Here is a 19,268-nt window from a genome sequence, read left to right on the forward strand (position 1 = left end):
CAGTTCTACTTCCGTACAACGGACGTAACTGGTGCGATTCAGTTGAAAGAAGGCGTTGAAATGGTTATGCCAGGTGACAACGTTGAAATGTCAGTAGAATTGATCCACCCAATCGCAATGGACGCAGGCTTACGCTTTGCAATCCGTGAAGGTGGTCGTACTGTAGGTGCTGGTGTTGTTGCTAAAGTAACTGCATAATAAAAAATATAAATTGAGAGCCACGGCTCTCAATTTACTTGATAGGCTAGTAGTTCAATTGGTAGAGCGTCGGTCTCCAAAACCGAATGTTGGGGGTTCGAGTCCCTCCTGGCCTGCCACTTAATCTAAGTTAAAGCTTGATGCTGGCTATTTTGTCCTTATAATGGATTCGCGAATTCTACGACGAGTAAAAACATGTCGAATGATCAATCGCGTGACGCATTAAGCGACGCGCCAATACCTCAAAAACATAATGCAGCTGAAGTTGTACGTTCAAGTTCACCTTTAGATATTGTTTTGTGGATTTTAGCGATTGTTTTGCTCATTGGAGCTTCTCTTGCAAATCAATATCTTCCTGCCTATTGGGCACCTGCAAGCAACATTTGGGTGCAAATCGGTGTTATTTTAGCTTGTATCATTGTGGCTTTGGGTTTATTATACGCCACCCATCAGGGCAAAGGTTTTGTACGTTTGCTTCGTGATGCACGTATAGAACTACGTAGGGTAACATGGCCAACCAAAAATGAAACAATAACGAACTCATGGCAAGTTGTGCTAGTTGTTATTGTAGCAGCGGTTTTGCTGTGGTGCTTTGATTATGCATTAAGTTGGCTAGTAAAGCTAATCATCGGGTAGAAAGCTATGAAACGTTGGTACATTATTCATGCCTATTCAGGCTATGAAAAACAAGTGATGCGTTCGCTAAATGAGCGAATCCAGCGTAGCACTGTTGCCGATAGCTTTGGTGAAATCCTTGTTCCGACTGAAGAAGTCGTTGAAATGAAGGATGGTAAAAAGCGTAAATCTGAGCGTAAGTTTTTCCCAGGCTATGTTCTGGTTGAAATGGAAATGAATGATGATACTTGGCACATTGTTAAAGAATGTCCAAAAGTATTAGGTTTTATTGGTGGTACACCTGAAAAACCTGCGCCAATCACACAAAAAGAAGCTGATGCAATTCTTGCACGTGTGCGAAATACTGGTGAAGCACCTCGTCCTAAGACGATGTTTGAACCAGGTGAAGAATTACTTGTTATTGATGGACCTTTTACAGACTTTAAGGGTGTTGTAGAAGAAGTTCAATATGAAAAATCACGTTTAACCTTAACGATTAATGTATTTAATCGTCCAACACAGGTTGAGCTTGAATTCCGCCAAGTTGAAAAAGCAATTTAATCAACGTTTGGTGGCATAAACTGATCTTGCGTAGATTAAGTTTATATTTTTGTTAAATAAATTGGGAAGCTTTACGGCGCTATTACCCAGAGGTATGTTGAAATGGCTAAAAAGATTGACGGCTATATCAAGCTGCAAGTTCCAGCTGGTAAAGCAAATCCATCTCCACCAATTGGTCCTGCACTAGGTCAACGTGGTGTAAACATCATGGCATTTTGTAAAGAATTCAATGCTGCAACTCAAAAAGTTGAGCAAGGTCTTCCGATTCCTGTTGTGATTACTGTTTACAATGATAAATCATTTACATTTATCATGAAAACACCACCTGCTGCGATTTTATTGAAAAAAGCTGCTGGTATTCAAAAGGGTTCTGCTGTACCAAACAAAACTAAAGTTGGTAAGTTAACTCGTGCTCAGCTCGAAGAAATTGCAACGACTAAAGAACCAGATTTAACTGGTGCTGATTTAGATGCACGTGTTCGTACCATCGCTGGTTCTGCACGTTCTATGGGCTTGGAAGTGGAGTTATAAGACATGGCAAAGTTAACGAAACGTCAAAAAGCCATTGCTGCAATTGACTCTAATAAAGTGTATTCATTAGAAGAAGCGTTGCAACTGATTAACGGTTTTCCAGCTGCTAAATTTAAAGAATCACTTGATGTGTCTGTAAACTTGGGTGTAGATCCACGTAAATCTGACCAAGTAGTTCGTGGTGCTACAACACTTCCAGCAGGTACTGGTAAAACTGTACGTGTTGCAGTATTTGCACAAGGTGCTGCTGCTGAAGCTGCTAAAGCTGAAGGCGCAGACATCGTTGGTTTTGACGATTTAGCTGAAAGCATTCAAAAAGGTAATCTTGACTTTGATGTTGTGATTGCTGCACCTGACGCAATGCGTGTTGTTGGTAAGTTAGGTACAATTTTAGGGCCACGTGGTTTAATGCCAAACCCTAAAGTAGGTACTGTAACTCCTGACGTAGCTGGCGCAGTGAAAAATGCAAAAGCTGGTCAAGCACGTTACCGTGTAGACAAAGGCGGTATCATTCATGCAGGTATTGGTCAAGTTGGTTTTGAACTTGATGCTGTGCGTCAAAACTTAGAAGCACTTGTTGCTGATTTGAAAAAAGCAAAACCTGCAACATCTAAAGGTATTTATATCAAAAAGATTACATTGAGCTCAACAATGGGCCCTGGTCTTACTGTTGATGTAAATAGCCTGTCTAACTAATTTTAAAATTGTTAAATCTCTTCATTGAATTAGTACGCTAATTTAATGAAGAGTGGACTTTGAATTAATAGGTTAAAGCCTATTGGCGTCAAAGACCTCAGGCGAAAAGCTTGCTTTTCTTAATACCCCAGCCTGCGTAGACGCGGTGGTGTGATTTATTCATCCTCCGCGTGTAAATCGAAAGGTTTACGAATTGGGAGTGTGTTTTTGGAACACATAAATCACCTTAGGAGGTTTTACAGTGGCTCTACTACTAGAGAACAAAAAAGAAATCGTCGCTCAAGTTAATGCAACTGCAAGCGTAGCTTTTTCTGCTGTTGTTGCCGACTACCAAGGTTTAAGCGTTGAGAAATTAACACAACTTCGTGTTGAAGCTCGTAAGCTAGGTGTTACAACACGTGTTGTACGTAATACATTGGCAAAACGTGCACTTGAAGGTACTCAGTTTGATATCTTAAGTGACAATCTTGTTGGTCCAACAATTCTCGGTTTTTCAACTTCTGAAGACGACATGGGTGCTGCGGCACGTTTGTTTGAAGAATTTGCAAAAGCAAACAAAGCGTTTGAATTAAAAGCAGCAGCTTTTGATGGCAAACTTTATCAAGGTGAAGAAGTTAGCGTTATTGCAAATCTTCCAAACCAAGAAAAAGCGCTTACGATGCTTGCAAGTGTTCTTCAAGCTCCTATTTCGAAATTGGGTCGCTTGCTTACAGCACTCAAAGAGAAAGACGAGCAAGAAGCTGCATAATCACTTTTACCTTACACCACTTAATATCCATTTGGAGTTATTCTCATGGCTTTAACTAACGAAGAAATTTTAAACGCAGTTGCTGAAAAAACTGTTCTAGAACTTGTTGAACTAATCTCTGCATTTGAAGAGAAATTCAACGTATCTGCTGCTGCTGTTGCAGTTGCTGCTGCACCTGGCGCTGCTGCTGCTGCTGAAGAGCAAACTGAATTCAATGTTGAATTAACAAGCTTTGGCGCAAACAAAGTTGCTGTAATTAAAGCAGTACGTGCAGTAACTGGTCTTGGCTTGAAAGAAGCGAAAGACCTAGTTGAAGGTGCTCCACAAGTTCTTAAAGAAGGCGTGAGCAAAGAAGACGGCGAAGCACTTAAGAAAACTCTTGAAGAAGCTGGCGCTGCAGTTACACTTAAGTAATTTGCTTGTGGAGTCAATCGTTAAAAAATTGGCTCCAAAATTGGCTGATGGCTCTTGGGTCGTCAGCCTTTTTGCGTTACAATAATCGGCTGTGCTTTAATTGAAAGCTCTGTCTTTGCGTTTTTTGTATAAAAAACATATGAATTCAAATGCTTACCAATATTTCTCACTCTGAAAATATTGTTAAGCGTTTTATTACCACACTCATTTGCAGCATTTGTAAGTAGTGGTGGCCATATCGGCCTGCGTCATTCCTTCTAAACCTGAACTGCAGGCGGGTTTAGTTTTGTACTTTCCGAGGACTCCAGATGGCATACTCATATACCGAAAAAAAACGGATCCGTAAGAATTTTGGTAAATTGCCCCAAGTGATGGATGTTCCGTACCTATTGTCGATTCAAGTCGACTCGTACAGAACATTTTTACAAGATGGTAAATTGTCAAAAACTAGAGAAGATATTGGTCTACAAGCTGCTTTTCGTTCAGTTTTTCCAATTGAAAGTTATTCTGGCAATGCTGCTTTAGAATTTGTTGAGTATAGCCTTGGCAAGCCTGAGTTTGATGTGCGCGAATGTATCCTTCGTGGCTCAACTTATGCTGCACCAATGCGTGTTAAGATTCGTCTGATCATTAAAGATCGAGATACGAAATCAATTAAAGACGTGCGTGAGCAAGAAGTGTACATGGGTGAAATGCCACTCATGACGGAAAATGGTACGTTTGTCATTAATGGTACAGAGCGTGTTATCGTATCTCAGTTACACCGTTCACCAGGTGTATTCTTTGACAGCGATAAAGGCAAAACACATTCAAACAAAACATTATATTCAGCTCGAATTATTCCTTACCGTGGTTCATGGTTAGATTTCGAGTTTGATGCCAAAGACTTAGTTTATGTTCGTATTGACCGTCGTCGTAAATTACTTGCGACAGTAATTTTACGTGCGCTTAACTATACAGACGAACAGATTCTAGATTTGTTCTATGAAAAAGTACCTGTGTATTTAGATCTTGGTAGCTATCAAATTGAGCTTGTCCCAGATCGTTTACGTGGTGAAATGGCGCAGTTTGACATTGTAGATAACAATGGCAAAGTGATTGTTGAGCAAGGTAAGCGTATCAACGCGCGCCATGTCCGTCAAATGGAAACAGCTGGCCTTACAAAACTTTCAGTGCCTGATGAGTACTTGTACGAGCATATTACTGCCGAAGATATTTCTTTGCACAATGGTGATGTGATTGCGGCAAATACAGTATTGACCCATGAGGTGATGGTAAAGCTTGCTGAAGGTGGTGTAAAGCAATTCAATATTCTATTTACCAATGACATTGATCGGGGTTCTTACCTTGCTGACTCATTACGTGCAGATATTACACGTGATCGCGATGAAGCTTTGGTTGAAATCTATAAAGTGATGCGTCCGGGTGAGCCACCAACAAAAGAAGCTGCAGAAAATTTATTTAACAATCTATTTTTCTCTGCTGAGCGCTATGACTTATCTGCTGTAGGTCGTATGAAGTTTAATCGTCGTTTAGGACGTCCATACGAAACAAGCCCAGATCAAAAAGTACGTAGTGTTGATGGTATTTTATCAAATGATGACATCGTTGATGTGATGCGTACTTTGATTGATATCCGTAATGGTAAAGGTGAAGTCGATGACATCGACCATTTAGGTAACCGTCGTGTACGTTCTGTCGGTGAAATGACAGAAAACCAATTCCGTGTTGGTTTAGTCCGTGTAGAACGTGCTGTCAAAGATCGTTTAAGCCAAGCAGAAACAGATAACTTGTCTCCACAAGATTTAATTAATGCAAAACCTGTTGCTGCTGCCATTAAAGAATTCTTTGGTTCAAGCCAATTATCTCAATTTATGGATCAAAACAACCCGTTGTCTGAAATTACGCATAAACGTCGTGTTTCAGCATTAGGGCCAGGTGGTTTGACCCGTGAACGTGCAGGATTTGAGGTTCGAGACGTACACCATACGCATTATGGTCGTGTGTGTCCGATTGAAACACCTGAGGGACCAAACATTGGTTTGATTAACTCCCTGTCAGTTTATTCTAAAGCAAACCATTTTGGTTTCTTAGAAACACCATATCGTAAAGTTGTTGATGGCCGTGTAACAGCAGATACAGAATACTTGTCTGCCATTGAAGAAGTTGGAACCGTGATTGCACAGGCTGACTCTGCGGTAGATGCTAACGGTAATCTGATTGATGAAATGGTAACAGTTCGTCATCAAGGTGAAACTGTACGTACACCGCCTGAACGCGTTACCCATATGGATGTATCTGCTCAACAGGTTGTTTCTGTTGCAGCATCACTGATTCCATTCTTAGAACACGATGATGCAAACCGTGCACTCATGGGTTCTAACATGCAACGTCAAGCCGTACCTACATTACTTGCCGACAAACCACTTGTTGGTACAGGTATGGAAGCACATGTTGCACGCGACTCAGGTGTATGTGTAATTGCAAACCGTGGTGGTACCATTGAATTTGTAGATGCGTCACGTGTTGTCATTCGTGTGAATGAAAGTGAAATGATCGCTGGTGAAGCAGGCGTTGATATCTATAACCTGATCAAATATACACGTTCAAACCAAAACACATGTATTAACCAAAAAGTATTGGTTAATTTAGGTGATAAAGTCGGTCGTGGTGATGTACTTGCTGATGGTCCATCGACAGATGGCGGTGAGCTTGCACTGGGTCAAAACATGCGTGTTGCTTTCATGACATGGAATGGTTACAACTACGAAGACTCAATTTTATTGTCTGAACGTGTGCTTCAAGAAGATCGTTTAACATCTATTCATATCCAAGAGTTGTCATGTGTTGCACGTGATACAAAATTGGGTGCGGAAGAAATTACAGCAGATATTCCAAATGTAGGCGAAGCTGCACTATCTAAACTCGATGAGTCAGGTATTGTTTACATTGGTGCTGAAGTGACTGCAGGTGACATTTTAGTTGGTAAAGTAACACCAAAAGGTGAAACACAACTAACACCAGAAGAAAAATTGCTTCGTGCAATTTTTGGTGAAAAAGCCGCAGACGTAAAAGATTCTTCTTTGCGTGTACCATCAGGTACGAAAGGTACAGTGATTGATGTTCAAGTATTTACACGTGACGGTCTAGAAAAAGATGAACGTGCACTTGCAATTGAAAAAGCACAACTTGATGCATATCGCAAAGACTTGAAAGAAGAATATAAAATCTTTGAAGAAGCAGCTAGAGAACGTATTGTACGTTTGCTAAAAGATCAAGTATCTCATGGTGGTGGCACAACTAAACATGGAGATAAGCTCAATGATGATCTACTTTCAAAACTAGATCTTGTTGACTTGCTTGAAATTCAACCTGCAGATGAAGCAATTGCTGAGCGTTTAACTCAAATTCAAACGTACTTGAAAGAAAAAAGTATTGAAATTGATGAAAAATTTGCTGAGAAAAAACGCAAACTTTCAACAGGGGATGAATTAACAACAGGTGTACTTAAAGTTGTTAAAGTTTACCTTGCAGTTAAACGTCGTATCCAACCTGGTGATAAAATGGCTGGTCGTCACGGTAACAAAGGTGTTGTATCAAACATCTTACCTGTAGAAGACATGCCACATGACGCCAACGGTGTACCTGTTGATATCGTGTTAAACCCACTAGGTGTACCTTCACGTATGAACGTGGGGCAGATCCTAGAGACACACTTAGGTTTAGCGGCTAAAGGTTTGGGTGAGCAAATTGATAAAATGCTCCAACAACAACGTACGATTGCTGAACTACGTGAATTTTTAGATAAAATTTACAATAAAGTAGGTGGTGAGCAAGAAGACTTGAATAGTTTAACTGACGATGAAGTGCTTATTCTTGCAGGTAACCTCAAAAAAGGTGTGCCATTAGCAACACCTGTATTTGATGGTGCTGAAGAAGAGCAAATCAAAGAACTATTGGAGCTTGCTGAATTACCACGTACTGGTCAACAAACCTTGTTTGATGGTCGTACAGGTGAACAGTTTGATCGTCCAGTGACTGTAGGTTATATGTACATGCTTAAACTCAACCACTTGGTGGATGACAAAATGCATGCACGTTCTACTGGATCTTACTCACTCGTTACGCAACAGCCATTGGGTGGTAAAGCACAGTTTGGTGGTCAGCGTTTTGGTGAGATGGAAGTCTGGGCACTTGAAGCATACGGTGCAGCATACACGCTTCAAGAAATGCTTACTGTGAAATCAGATGATGTTGAAGGGCGTACACGCATCTATAAAAACATTGTTGATGGTAACCATTATATGGACCCAGGTATGCCTGAATCGTTCAACGTATTGACCAAAGAGATCCGTTCTTTAGGTATCAACATTGAACTGAAAAACGGCGACTAATCTGAATCTAAGTTGCTCTATTTTTCAGTAATAAACAATATTTGTGACCCTGCCGAGAAAGTGAATACACTTTACTCGGCACACGGAGAAAAGAATTGAAAGACTTACTCGATATCATGCGTAAGAAAACGGACTCAGAGGGTCATACTCCAATTGAGTTTGACAGAATCCGTATTGGTCTTGCATCACCAGAAATGATTAAGTCATGGTCTCACGGTGAAGTAAAAAAACCTGAAACGATTAACTACCGTACGTTTAAGCCTGAACGAGATGGCTTATTTTGTGCCAAAATTTTCGGCCCTGTAAAAGATTACGAATGCTTGTGTGGTAAATACAAGCGTATGAAATACAAAGGCGTGATTTGTGAAAAATGTGGCGTTGAAGTGACGACTGCGAAAGTCCGTCGTGAACGTATGGGTCATATTGATCTTGCGTCACCAACAGCACATATTTGGTTCTTAAAATCATTACCAAGCCGTATTGGTTTATTGCTTGACATGACACTACGTGATATCGAACGTGTTTTATACTTCGAATCATACGTGGTGACAGATCCTGGTATGACAGCGCTTGAAAAATACCAACTTCTCAATGATGAAGAGTATTACACTGCGCTTGAAGAACATGGTGATGAATTTACAGCAAAAATGGGTGCTGAAGCGGTTCAAGATCTACTCAAAGATATCGATCTTGAAGCTGAAATTACACGTTTACGCGAAGAAATTCCACAAACGACTTCAGAAACTAAACTGAAAAAAGCATCTAAGCGTTTAAAATTGATGGAAGCATTCTTTCAATCAAACAATAAGCCAGAGTGGATGGTAATGAATGTATTACCAGTACTACCACCTGACTTACGTCCGCTTGTGCCACTTGAAGGTGGTCGTTTTGCAACCTCTGATCTAAACGATTTATATCGTCGAGTGATCAACCGTAACAACCGTTTAAAGCGTCTTTTAGAGCTTTCTGCACCAGATATTATTGTACGTAATGAAAAACGTATGCTACAAGAATCTGTAGATGCATTGCTTGATAATGGTCGTCGTGGTCGTGCAATTACGGGCTCAAATAAACGTCCATTGAAATCTTTGGCAGATATGATCAAAGGTAAGCAAGGTCGTTTCCGTCAAAACTTACTTGGTAAACGTGTTGACTACTCAGGTCGTTCTGTAATTACAGTGGGCCCGACTTTACGTTTACATCAGTGTGGTTTGCCGAAGAAAATGGCTCTTGAATTATTCAAACCATTTATTTTTGCGAAACTACAAGCATCAGGTCAAGCGACGACCATTAAAGCTGCAAAGAAAATGGTTGAGCGTGAAACGCCTGAAGTATGGGACGTGCTTGCGAATGTTATTCGTCAACATCCTGTCATGCTAAACCGTGCACCAACACTTCACCGTTTAGGTTTACAAGCATTTGAGCCTGTTTTAATTGAAGGTAAAGCGATCCGTTTACATCCACTTGTCTGTGCAGCATTTAACGCTGACTTTGACGGTGACCAAATGGCGGTTCACGTACCATTGACATTAGAAGCACAGCTTGAAGCACGTGCCCTCATGATGTCGACCAACAACATCTTATCGCCTGCCAATGGTGAACCAATTATCGTTCCTTCACAGGACGTGGTATTGGGTCTTTACTACATCACTCGTGATGCAGTGAATGCGCAAGGTGAAGGCATGGTGTTTGCAGATACGCATGAAGTGAATCGTGCACTTGCAACACATCAGGTAGCGATGCATGCACGTGTGAAAGTACGTGTACATCAAACGGTGATTGATGAAAATGGTAACCGTGATAAACAAACGATTATTGTAGATACAACGCCAGGTCGTTGCTTGCTTTGGGAAGTTGTTCCTGAAGGTTTAAGCTTCGATATGATTAACCTTGAAATGACCAAGAAAAACATTTCTAAGTTAATTAATACTTGCTACCGTAAACTCGGTTTAAAAGACTCAGTCATTTTTGCTGACCAATTAATGTATCTTGGTTTCCGTCAAGCAACACGCTCTGGTGTGTCTGTAGGTATGGAAGACATGGTGATTCCACCAACTAAACAAGCCATTATTGATAAAGCAGAAACTGAAGTTCGTGAAATTGAAGATCAGTTTGAGCAAGGTTTCGTGACAGCGGGTGAGCGCTATAACAAAGTGGTCGATATTTGGGCGCGTACCAATGACCAAGTTGCAAAAGCGATGATGGATAACTTATCTTCTACTATTGTTAAAAATAAACAAGGTGAAGATGAGAAGCAAAAATCATTCAACAGTATCTATATGATGTCAGATTCTGGTGCGCGTGGTAGTGCTGCACAGATTCGTCAGCTTGCAGGTATGCGTGGTTTGATGGCAAAACCAGATGGCTCGATCATTGAAACACCAATTAAAGCCAACTTCCGTGAAGGTTTAACAGTACTTCAGTACTTTATTTCAACACACGGTGCACGTAAAGGTTTGGCCGATACAGCATTAAAAACAGCAAACTCAGGTTACTTGACACGTCGTTTGGTTGATGTAGCACAAGATTTAGTGATTACTGAACCAGATTGTGGCACAAATGATGGTCTTGTCATGACACCATTGATCCAAGGTGGTGATGTGATCGAAGCATTACGTGACCGAGTACTTGGTCGTGTGACTGCTGAAGATGTAAAACGTGCTGCTGATGATGAAGTGGTATTGCCTAAAGGTACACTGATCGATGAAAAAATTGCAGCGTATCTAGAAGAGTCGGGTGTGGATGAAGTTAAAGTCCGCTCTGTTGTGAGCTGTCAATCTACATTTGGTGTGTGTGCGGCATGTTATGGTCGTGACCTTGCTCGTGGTCATCAGGTGAACCCTGGTGAATCTGTAGGTGTTATGGCTGCTCAATCTATTGGTGAGCCAGGTACTCAGTTAACCATGCGTACATTCCACGTCGGTGGTGCTGCAAGCAGAACATCTGCTGCAAACAGTGTACAAGTGCGTAATAAAGGTACTGTACGTTTCCATAATGTGAAAACAGTACAACACTCAAAAGGTCACTTAGTTTCTGTATCTCGTTCGGGTGAAATTGGTATTGCCGATGAGCTAGGACGTGAGCGTGAGCGTTATAAACTACCATATGGTGCCAGCATCTTACTGAAAGATGGTGAAGCAGTAGAAGGTGGTGGTGTTGTTGCAACGTGGGATCCACATACACATCCACTTGTAACAGAAGTTGCTGGTAAAGCACGCTTCTCTCAAATGGTTGATGGTGCAACGATTACTTCTAAAACAGATGATACAACAGGCATGACGACAGTAGAAATTCTACCTGTTACTGCACGCCCTGCATCTGGTAAAGATTTACGTCCTGCAATTGTGCTTGATACAGCAGATGGTGGCGAACAATTCTACTTCTTGCCACAAAATACCATTGTGACAGTACGTGATGGTGAAACCATTGGTGTGGGTGATGTTATTGGTCGTGTACCACAAGAATCATCACGTACCCGTGATATTACCGGTGGTCTACCACGTGTTGCAGATTTATTTGAAGCACGTAAGCCAAAAGAGCATGCAATCCTCGCTGAAATTTCAGGTGTAGTGAGCTTTGGTAAAGAAACTAAAGGTAAATATCGTTTAGTAATTACACCAAATGATGGTTCTGAAATTTACGAAGAGCTTATTCCGAAATGGCGTCAAATTAACGTCTTTGAGGGTGAGAACGTGAACCGTGGTGAGACTGTTTCTGATGGTCCACAAAACCCACATGATATCTTGCGCCTCAAAGGTGAAGTGGCTTTAACCAACTATATCGTAAATGAAGTACAAGACGTATATCGTTTACAAGGCGTAAAAATCAACGATAAGCATATTGAAGTCATCGTACGCCAAATGCTTCGTAAAGTTGATATTACGGATGGTGGTGATACAAGCTTCATTAAAGGCGAACAAGTGGATTATATCCGCGTAGTTCAAGAGAATCAGGCTGCTTTAGCACAAGATAAATTTGTTGCTAAGTTTGATCGTCAGTTGATGGGTATTACCAAAGCATCGCTTTCTACCGATTCATTTATCTCCGCTGCATCGTTCCAAGAGACCACACGTGTCTTAACAGAAGCTGCCGTGACAGGTAAAGAAGATGATTTACGTGGCCTAAAAGAAAATGTAGTGGTGGGTCGTCTGATTCCTGCAGGTACAGGCTTGGCATATCATTTAGAGCGTCGTCGTCAAGAATCTGAAGCAGCAGAAATTGAACTAAATAATGATTTTAGTGATGTAGATCAAGCATTTAGTCAAGCATTAAATGAAGAGCTATAAAACCTAATTCAATCATAAAAAGCCATCCTTAGGGATGGCTTTTTATTGTAAGTCTTTTTATTATATTTATTTTCTATATCTAAAATAAAAAATATTAATTTGCAATATAACTAAAATCATTCCATGATGAATTTAATGAAACAATAAGACAGTCAACAGCAAAATGATGAATTCAATTGTATGGCCAAAAAACTACCAACCTGGGAAAACAGATAATTTTGTTTCTAACGAAGTTATCGTTGCTGGTTTAACAAGTCAAGATGTTTGGCTGTACCTTCAAAATGCATACTTATGGCCAAGTTATTACAAAAATGCATCTGACGTTGTACTGAGTCATGGAAAAAAGTATTTAGTATTGGGAGAAAAGTTCTCTTTTAAAACTTTTGGATTTCCTATTGATGCTGAAATTATGGAGTTGAATCAACCTCAAGAAAAAACAGCAGCTCGAATAGCGTGGCATGGTTGGACAGGAGAAAAAGATACTCGCTTAGATGTTTATCATGCTTGGCTAATTGAAGATTTACCAGATCATCGGGTGAGAATACTGACCCAAGAAACACAGATAGGTTTGCCAGCACAAGCGTTGGCAAAAGTAAGACCGAATCCTATGCTCAATGGACATCAGGCATGGCTTGATGGTTTAGTTGAAATTGCATTGTCAAATAAAACAAATTAACAAATGTTTTATTTAATGAATGACATTAAATATCAATGTCTTGGTGTTTTTTTATTTACCTAATTAAAGAGAAATGAGATGAGTGCTTTATTTTCAGAATTTAAACTTAAAGATGTAACACTGCGTAATAGAATTGCCGTTCCTCCAATGTGTCAGTACAGTGCTACACAGGGTTTAGCAAATGAATGGCATTTTAGTCATTATAATACCTTGGCTAGAGGTGGTGCAGGCTTAGTAATTGTTGAAGCTACCGCTGTTACACCTGAAGGGCGTATTACTCCTGCATGTTTAGGGCTGTGGAATGATGAACAGGCTGAACAGCTTGCAAAAGTGGCTCAAGGAATTAAAGCAGCGGGTGCTGTTGCTGGAATTCAAATTGCACATGCAGGACGTAAAGCAAATGCAAATAAGCCTTGGGAAGGTGATGACCATATTGGCTCAGACAGTAAAGAGTTTTGGCCATCTATTGCACCTTCGGCATTGGCATTTGGTCATCATTTATCACGTGTACCTGAAGAAATGACACTTAGTGACATTGAACGTGTGAAACAAGGTTTTGTGGATGCTGCAAAACGTGCTTTAGATGCAGGTTTTGAATGGTTAGAGTTACATTTTGCACATGGTTACCTCGCACAAAGCTTCTTTTCAAAGCATTCAAATCACCGTACTGATCAATATGGTGGAAATTTAGATGGACGCAGTCGTTTCTTATTAGAAACATTACAGGCTGTACGTGAGGTGTGGCCTGAAAATTTACCACTTACTGCACGCTTTGGTGTTTTAGAATATGATGGCAAAGATGATGAAACGTTAGCAGAATCTATTGCATTGATTAAACAATTGAAAGCCAATGGTTTGGATCTATTAAGTGTTAGTGTCGGTTTTACTATTGCTGAAACGAATATTCCATGGGGCGATGGGTTCTTAGGTGAAGTTGCGGCACGTGTTCGTCAAGAGGCTGAGTTACCTGTTGCTTCTGCATGGGGTTTTGCAAAAGCTGAGGTTGCAGAGCATGCGTTAGAAACACAACAGTTAGACCTAGTGATGATTGGTCGTGCAATGTTAGCGAATCCTCATTATCCGTATGCTTTAGCACAGCAATTAAATGTTGATCAACCATCATGGGTGTTACCAGCACCTTATGCACATTGGTTAGAGCGTTACGCCATTTAGTGTTTCATCATGCCAAATGTAAGTCATTTGGCATGATTTTATTTTTAAATTGTCTTTTTTACTACGTTGATTAACTCTTCTCTGAGCCAAATATGTGCAAGATCTCTATGAGATCGTTCATGCCATGCAATAATTTTACTAAATCCTGCAATCGAAAGCGGAGGTTCAATCGTGGTAAAGTCGGGCATACATTTGATCAGACGATAAGGAACAACAGCCATTAAATCTGTCTTGGCTAAAACTTCAGGCAGTGCTAAAAAACCTTGTATAGAAAGCATAACATTACGCTTCAAATGTAAGGCAGATAGGCTTGCATCAGTAATACCGACAAAAGATCCTCCATCATGTGAAACCAACGCATAATCCATGGCACAAAACTCATCTAAGCTAATGTGAGTTCGATGTGCAAACGCATGACTTTTATGAACAGCACATACATAATCATCATCAAATAAATCATGTGTATATAAATTAGCATGAGCTTTATCTTTAGAAATGAGTGCAAAATCAACAGTGCCTTCTTCAAGCAAAGTATAAATTTGATCTGATTTTGCAGAAAAAATAGCAATTTTTATTTTTGGCGCTTTTTTTCTTAATTCTATAATATATGGAATTAAAATGGTTTTTAATGCGTAATCTGTGGCAACTACTTTAATTTCCATTTCAGCATTGGATGCATCAAATCCTGTGGGTTGCATGAGTATATCAATATCACACAATATTTTTTTTATAGGCAAAGCGAGAGATTGTGCTCGAATGGTGGGTTTCATACCACGTTGATTACGGATAAATAAAGGGTCATCAAAGCATTCACGTAATCTAGTGAGCATACTGCTCACAGCAGGTTGAGTTAAAGACAGCCGTTGAGCGGCTTTTGTAACACTTCGCTCATCTAATAATGCATCTAATGTTTTTAAAAGATTAAGATCTAAGTGTCTAAGGTCATTGCTCATAGTTGATTTATTTCAATATTATGCTTAAAAACTGGCACATCCCTTATTTAAGGAATTTACATTTTTATGCGTGAGAATATCAGCATTTAAAATGCCAAGGTATCGTAGACTTTGGCATTTTAAAAGGCGTGAAATTTTACTTTAAACTACCTGTGAGAAATTGTTGTAAACGTTCACTTTTAGGATGGTCCAAAATATCTTGTGGATGACCTTGTTCTTCAATTTTGCCTTGATGAAGAAAAATAACACGGTTAGATACATGCCGAGCAAAGCCCATTTCATGTGTCACCACAATCATGGTTCTGCCTTCTTCAGCTAAACCTTGCATGACTTTAAGAACCTCGCCAACGAGTTCGGGGTCTAATGCACTCGTCGGTTCATCAAAGAGCATCACTTCAGGTTCCATGGCTAATGCACGTGCGATGGCTACACGTTGCTGTTGTCCACCTGATAAAAACGCAGGGTATTTACCTTCAACACTTTCAGGTAATCCAACTTTTCTTAGGTATTTACGTGCGCGTTCTTCTGCATCTTTACGCTTGACACCCAAAACGTGCATAGGGCCTTCAATCACATTGTCTAAAACGGTCATATGTGACCATAGATTAAAATGTTGAAAAACCATCATCAATTGAGTACGCATTTTTTGTAATTGTTTGGGGTCTGTTGCTTTTAAATTATTATTTTTGTCAAAAACAGTTTTTAGCTTTTCACCATTGAGTTTAATGGAGCCATTACTTGGTTGTTCTAGAAAATTAATACAGCGCAATAATGTACTTTTTCCAGAGCCCGATGAGCCGATGATACTAATGACATCACCTGCTTTGGCATCAAGAGAAATGCCTTTAAGCACTTCATGATCACCAAAGGTTTTATATAAATCACGAACCACTAGTTTAATTGAATCTGTCATCGATGTTGCTCCTAATGATCCGATGGTTTTAAAAAGGCCAACCAACGTTTTTCTAACGTTCTAAATATTGCAATTAATGTAAATGCTAGACACGCATACAGTACGGCAGCGATCCCAAAGGCATTAAATGTTGCATATGTTGCAGAATTGACATCTCGAGCAATTTTTAGAAGATCTGGCACGGTGGCAGTAAAGGCAATGGTCGTTGCGTGTAGCATTAAAATGACTTCATTACCGTAAAAAGGTAATGCACGGCGTAGCATAGATGGAATAATAATACGTGTATATTTTTTCCAAGGAGACATACCAAATGCTTGTGCTGCTTCTATTTCGCCATATGGAATTGAGCGAATTGCGCCTGCAAAAATTTCAGTGGTGTAGGCACTGGTATTTAATGCAAAGGCTAAAACTGTACATTTTAAACCATCTCTAAAAAATTCATCGAGCAATTCATGGTCATGAATAAAGTCAAAACTATAAATTCCTGAGTAGATAATTAACAGTTGTACGTAAAGTGGTGTACCACGGAAAATATAAGTAAAAAACCAAACAGGACGACTAAGCAATGGATGATTTGAAACACGAGCAATCGACAATGGTACAGCAAGTGCAAAACCGATAACAATTGACAAAACCAGCAACCAAGATGTCATGGCAAGGCCTGTCATTTGCATACCATCGGTCCAAAGGTAAGACTTCCAGTATTCTTGAATAATTTCAATCATAGTTGACCCTTTCTCACTCCAGCAGAATAGCGACGTTCAAGCCACATTAAAATGAGGTTGGACACTGTAGTGATTGCAAGATAGATCACTGCTGCAACAACACTAAAATAAAATACTTGCATTGTACTTCGTCCAGCATCTTGGCTAATTTTTACAATATCGGTTAAGCCAATAAGAGAGACTAAAGCAGTTGCTTTGATTAAAACTTGCCAATTATTACCAATCCCAGGCAATGCAAAACGCATCATTTGAGGAAATAAAACACGTCTAAAGACTTGAAATGGGGTCATACCATAGGCAAAGCCTGCTTCAATTTGTCCTTTTGGAACAGATTGAAATGCACCCCGAAACGTTTCTGTAAAATAAGCACCGTAAATAAATGCAAGGGTAATGACACCTGCTGCAAATGGGTCAATATCAATTTGGTCCATGTGCAAAGGTTCAGTGATGGCATTTAGCCCCATTTGTAGACTGTAAAACAGAAGAAGCATGATCAAAAGATCAGGGACACTACGAATGAGCGTGGTATAGACCACTGCGACCGCGCGAACAAATTTAATGCGAGAAAGTTTGCAGACTGCACCGATTAAGCCAATAACAATAGAAAGTATGAGCGAAAACAGTGCGAGCTGTATGGTCATCCATGTGCCACTGAGTAGTGCTGAACCATAACCAGACAAAAACATACTCATCTTCTCCGAGTGAAACGATAAATCTGATATTGATGAGAATAATACGTAAGAGAAGTGTCAGCTCAAGGCTGACACTTTGTATTGAAATTAATAGATACTAAAAGGGAAGTATTTTGTTTCTAGTTTTTTGTATGTACCATCTGCAATAATTGCAGCTAATGCTTTGTTGATATTTTCACGTAAATCATTGTCTTCTTTACGCAGACCAACCGCAGCACCTACACCCAATGTTTTTGCATCAACCACATTATTTCCAGCAAATGCAAATCCTTTCCCTTTTGGTGATTTTAAGAAGCCTGCATCTACCATCAGTGCATCTTGCAATGACGCATCTAAACGACCTGACATTAAATCTTGATACAGTACGTCTTGATTTTGGTAAGAAACTACTCTTACGCCTTGGGTTGCCCAATATGCTTTAGCATAACTTTCTTGCATTGTACCTTGTTGTACACCTACACGTTTGCCTTTTAGTGATGCAGGAGTTGGTTGCAATGGAGAACCAACTTTTGCAATCATACGTGTTGGCGTATTGTAGATTTTGTTACTAAAAGCAATTTGTTTTGAGCGTTCTTCAGTAATGGTCATTGATGATAAAATACCGTCAAACTTTTTTGCTTTTAATGCAGGAATCAGACCGTCAAATGAGTTTTCTACCCAAACGCATTTTGCTTTAAGGTGAGCACAAATTGCATTACCTAAATCAACGTCAAAGCCTGTGAGTTTATTATCAGGGGTTTTATACTCAAACGGAGCATATGACGATTCAGTACCAAAGCGAATGACTGACCAGTCTTTTGCTTGTAAATGTGTTGTAAATGTCGCAAGCATTACTGTTGTTGAGACAAGTATTTTCTTTTTCCAGTTTTTCATGCGGAAGCTTCCTAAAAATAAATTCATTGAACAGTAAAGTTTGTGAAACTTACTTCTCACTGCTTGGTAGTTGACAAGCAAGTTTTATACCATAGCAAAATAACTATAGTTAAACGTTACAAATAACAGCTAGGACGGTGACAACCTAGAGCATTATACAAACGACAGTGTTTATATGCAGTGAGATTTTACAGATTTATTTGGCTGAATTGGTAATTTGTTTCAAAAATCCATAAATTTATGATCAAATTGATCGTATTTTGATACAAAGCTATGAACAATAAGACATTAATTCATGTTGACCATGCATTGATTGAAAACAGCACCTACAAATAATCTATTGAGTATGATGAATCAGGTGGTTATTTATGTGTTCTTAAAGGATTGAATATTTGAAATCTTCGATCATTTAAGCTTGTCCAATCATGTGTTTATATCAAAAAATATGAATAAATATCTTTTGATGACGTATTTAGTGTAAGAAAATTTCATTTAAATGACTTAAAAAATCAGATCTTTAATTTTTTATAGGCAATAAACAACCCGAATTCTGTTTGAAAGGATTAAATTAAACTACTGTTTTATATATTTTTATCTAAAAATAAATGCTTTCGTTTGACAGCCTAATATAACCCGAATCCTGTTTAAGCCGAAGCACCGATGATTCGAATGTTCGGCTTATTCTTATGACAAACCTGATACGCACATAAAGATGCATAAATTCCTGCTAAATAGCCTTGAACACTTCTCGCCTTACTTGTCACTAAGTTGTATTTAGCTTTCAACAAACCAAACAATGTTTCAATCTTATTTCGTTGCT

Annotated in this window: 16 protein-coding genes, 1 tRNA gene and 1 pseudogene; 12 read left to right on the forward strand and 6 right to left on the reverse strand. The window is 39.5% G+C overall.

Annotation, left to right across the window (positions count from 1 at the left end):
* The 12 genes from I2F17_RS11040 to I2F17_RS11095 all read left to right on the forward strand — a co-directional run.
* Positions 1–198 (forward strand): EF-Tu C-terminal domain-related protein (locus I2F17_RS11040; protein ID WP_456050362.1); only part of this gene is annotated, 198 nt, incomplete at its 5' end.
* A gap of 43 nt (positions 199–241) precedes the next feature.
* Positions 242–317: transfer RNA gene (locus I2F17_RS11045), tRNA-Trp, on the forward strand.
* Between the two features lie 76 nt (positions 318–393).
* Complete coding sequence (gene secE, locus I2F17_RS11050) at positions 394–834, forward strand: preprotein translocase subunit SecE (RefSeq protein WP_196423919.1); 441 nt, start codon at positions 394–396, stop codon at positions 832–834.
* Between the two features lie 6 nt (positions 835–840).
* Complete coding sequence (gene nusG / locus I2F17_RS11055) at positions 841–1,374, forward strand: transcription termination/antitermination protein NusG (protein ID WP_196423920.1); 534 nt, start codon at positions 841–843, stop codon at positions 1,372–1,374.
* Between the two features lie 102 nt (positions 1,375–1,476).
* Positions 1,477–1,905 carry a 50S ribosomal protein L11 gene (gene rplK, locus I2F17_RS11060; RefSeq protein ID WP_004718484.1) on the forward strand — a complete coding sequence of 143 codons (429 nt, stop codon included), beginning with the start codon at positions 1,477–1,479 and terminating at the stop codon, positions 1,903–1,905.
* A gap of 3 nt (positions 1,906–1,908) precedes the next feature.
* The gene (gene rplA / locus I2F17_RS11065; protein ID WP_196423921.1) at positions 1,909–2,601 is read left to right on the forward strand and encodes a 50S ribosomal protein L1; all 693 of its coding nucleotides are present in this window, start codon (positions 1,909–1,911) and stop codon (positions 2,599–2,601) included.
* A gap of 241 nt (positions 2,602–2,842) precedes the next feature.
* A complete protein-coding gene (gene rplJ, locus I2F17_RS11070) occupies positions 2,843–3,349 on the forward strand; it encodes a 50S ribosomal protein L10 (RefSeq protein ID WP_196423922.1) in 507 nt (168 codons plus the stop codon).
* 45 nt (positions 3,350–3,394) lie between these two features.
* Positions 3,395–3,763, forward strand: coding sequence for a 50S ribosomal protein L7/L12 (rplL, locus tag I2F17_RS11075; RefSeq protein ID WP_196423923.1), 369 nt, complete (start codon positions 3,395–3,397; stop codon positions 3,761–3,763).
* 308 nt (positions 3,764–4,071) lie between these two features.
* Positions 4,072–8,157, forward strand: coding sequence for a DNA-directed RNA polymerase subunit beta (rpoB, locus tag I2F17_RS11080; RefSeq protein WP_196423924.1), 4,086 nt, complete (start codon positions 4,072–4,074; stop codon positions 8,155–8,157).
* Between the two features lie 95 nt (positions 8,158–8,252).
* Entirely contained in the window at positions 8,253–12,443 is a 4,191-nt protein-coding gene (gene rpoC, locus I2F17_RS11085) for a DNA-directed RNA polymerase subunit beta' (RefSeq protein WP_211139985.1), read from the forward strand.
* A gap of 163 nt (positions 12,444–12,606) precedes the next feature.
* Positions 12,607–13,119 (forward strand): SRPBCC family protein, encoded by a 513-nt coding sequence (locus tag I2F17_RS11090; RefSeq protein ID WP_211139987.1) that lies wholly within the window; start codon positions 12,607–12,609, stop codon positions 13,117–13,119.
* Positions 13,120–13,197: 78 nt separating this feature from the next.
* Entirely contained in the window at positions 13,198–14,292 is a 1,095-nt protein-coding gene (locus I2F17_RS11095; RefSeq protein WP_211139989.1) for an NADH:flavin oxidoreductase/NADH oxidase, read from the forward strand.
* Between the two features lie 44 nt (positions 14,293–14,336).
* On the opposite strand, the gene I2F17_RS11100 is transcribed toward I2F17_RS11095, so the two are convergent.
* The 6 genes and pseudogenes from I2F17_RS11100 to I2F17_RS11125 all read right to left on the reverse strand — a co-directional run.
* Positions 14,337–15,245 (reverse strand): LysR family transcriptional regulator, encoded by a 909-nt coding sequence (locus I2F17_RS11100; protein WP_211139990.1) that lies wholly within the window; start codon positions 15,243–15,245, stop codon positions 14,337–14,339.
* A 136-nt stretch (positions 15,246–15,381) separates the two neighbouring features.
* Positions 15,382–16,158, reverse strand: coding sequence for an ABC transporter ATP-binding protein (locus I2F17_RS11105; protein WP_196424042.1), 777 nt, complete (start codon positions 16,156–16,158; stop codon positions 15,382–15,384).
* Positions 16,159–16,169: 11 nt separating this feature from the next.
* Positions 16,170–16,883: an ABC transporter permease gene (locus I2F17_RS11110; RefSeq protein WP_196424041.1), complete on the reverse strand. Its 714-nt coding sequence runs from the start codon at positions 16,881–16,883 to the stop codon at positions 16,170–16,172.
* The gene (locus tag I2F17_RS11115) at positions 16,880–17,569 is read right to left on the reverse strand and encodes an ABC transporter permease (RefSeq protein ID WP_196424044.1); all 690 of its coding nucleotides are present in this window, start codon (positions 17,567–17,569) and stop codon (positions 16,880–16,882) included. Before I2F17_RS11115 ends, I2F17_RS11110 begins: the two co-directional genes overlap by 4 nt.
* A 93-nt stretch (positions 17,570–17,662) precedes the next feature.
* On the reverse strand, positions 17,663–18,448 hold the full coding sequence (locus I2F17_RS11120) for an ABC transporter substrate-binding protein (protein ID WP_196424040.1): 786 nt from the start codon (positions 18,446–18,448) through the stop codon (positions 17,663–17,665).
* Positions 18,449–19,092: 644 nt separating this feature from the next.
* Positions 19,093–19,268 (reverse strand): annotated as a pseudogene (locus tag I2F17_RS11125) (IS982 family transposase); the annotation flags it as partial.

The organism is Acinetobacter baretiae (assembly GCF_015627105.1).
Classification (GTDB): Bacteria; Pseudomonadota; Gammaproteobacteria; order Pseudomonadales; family Moraxellaceae; genus Acinetobacter; species Acinetobacter baretiae.

Bases quoted from the DNA above. Each gene is read 5' to 3' on its own strand.
- secE (WP_196423919.1), top strand. From the start codon at position 394: ATGTCGAATGATCAATCGCGTGACGCATTAAGCGACGCGCCAATACCT.
- nusG (WP_196423920.1), top strand. From the start codon at position 841: ATGAAACGTTGGTACATTATTCATGCCTATTCAGGCTATGAAAAACAA.
- rplK (WP_004718484.1), top strand. From the start codon at position 1,477: ATGGCTAAAAAGATTGACGGCTATATCAAGCTGCAAGTTCCAGCTGGT.
- rplA (WP_196423921.1), top strand. From the start codon at position 1,909: ATGGCAAAGTTAACGAAACGTCAAAAAGCCATTGCTGCAATTGACTCT.
- rplL (WP_196423923.1), top strand. From the start codon at position 3,395: ATGGCTTTAACTAACGAAGAAATTTTAAACGCAGTTGCTGAAAAAACT.
- rpoB (WP_196423924.1), top strand. From the start codon at position 4,072: ATGGCATACTCATATACCGAAAAAAAACGGATCCGTAAGAATTTTGGT.
- I2F17_RS11090 (WP_211139987.1), top strand. From the start codon at position 12,607: ATGATGAATTCAATTGTATGGCCAAAAAACTACCAACCTGGGAAAACA.
- I2F17_RS11095 (WP_211139989.1), top strand. From the start codon at position 13,198: ATGAGTGCTTTATTTTCAGAATTTAAACTTAAAGATGTAACACTGCGT.
- I2F17_RS11100 (WP_211139990.1), bottom strand. From the start codon at position 15,245: ATGAGCAATGACCTTAGACACTTAGATCTTAATCTTTTAAAAACATTA.
- I2F17_RS11105 (WP_196424042.1), bottom strand. From the start codon at position 16,158: ATGACAGATTCAATTAAACTAGTGGTTCGTGATTTATATAAAACCTTT.
- I2F17_RS11110 (WP_196424041.1), bottom strand. From the start codon at position 16,883: ATGATTGAAATTATTCAAGAATACTGGAAGTCTTACCTTTGGACCGAT.
- I2F17_RS11115 (WP_196424044.1), bottom strand. From the start codon at position 17,569: ATGTTTTTGTCTGGTTATGGTTCAGCACTACTCAGTGGCACATGGATG.
- I2F17_RS11120 (WP_196424040.1), bottom strand. From the start codon at position 18,448: ATGAAAAACTGGAAAAAGAAAATACTTGTCTCAACAACAGTAATGCTT.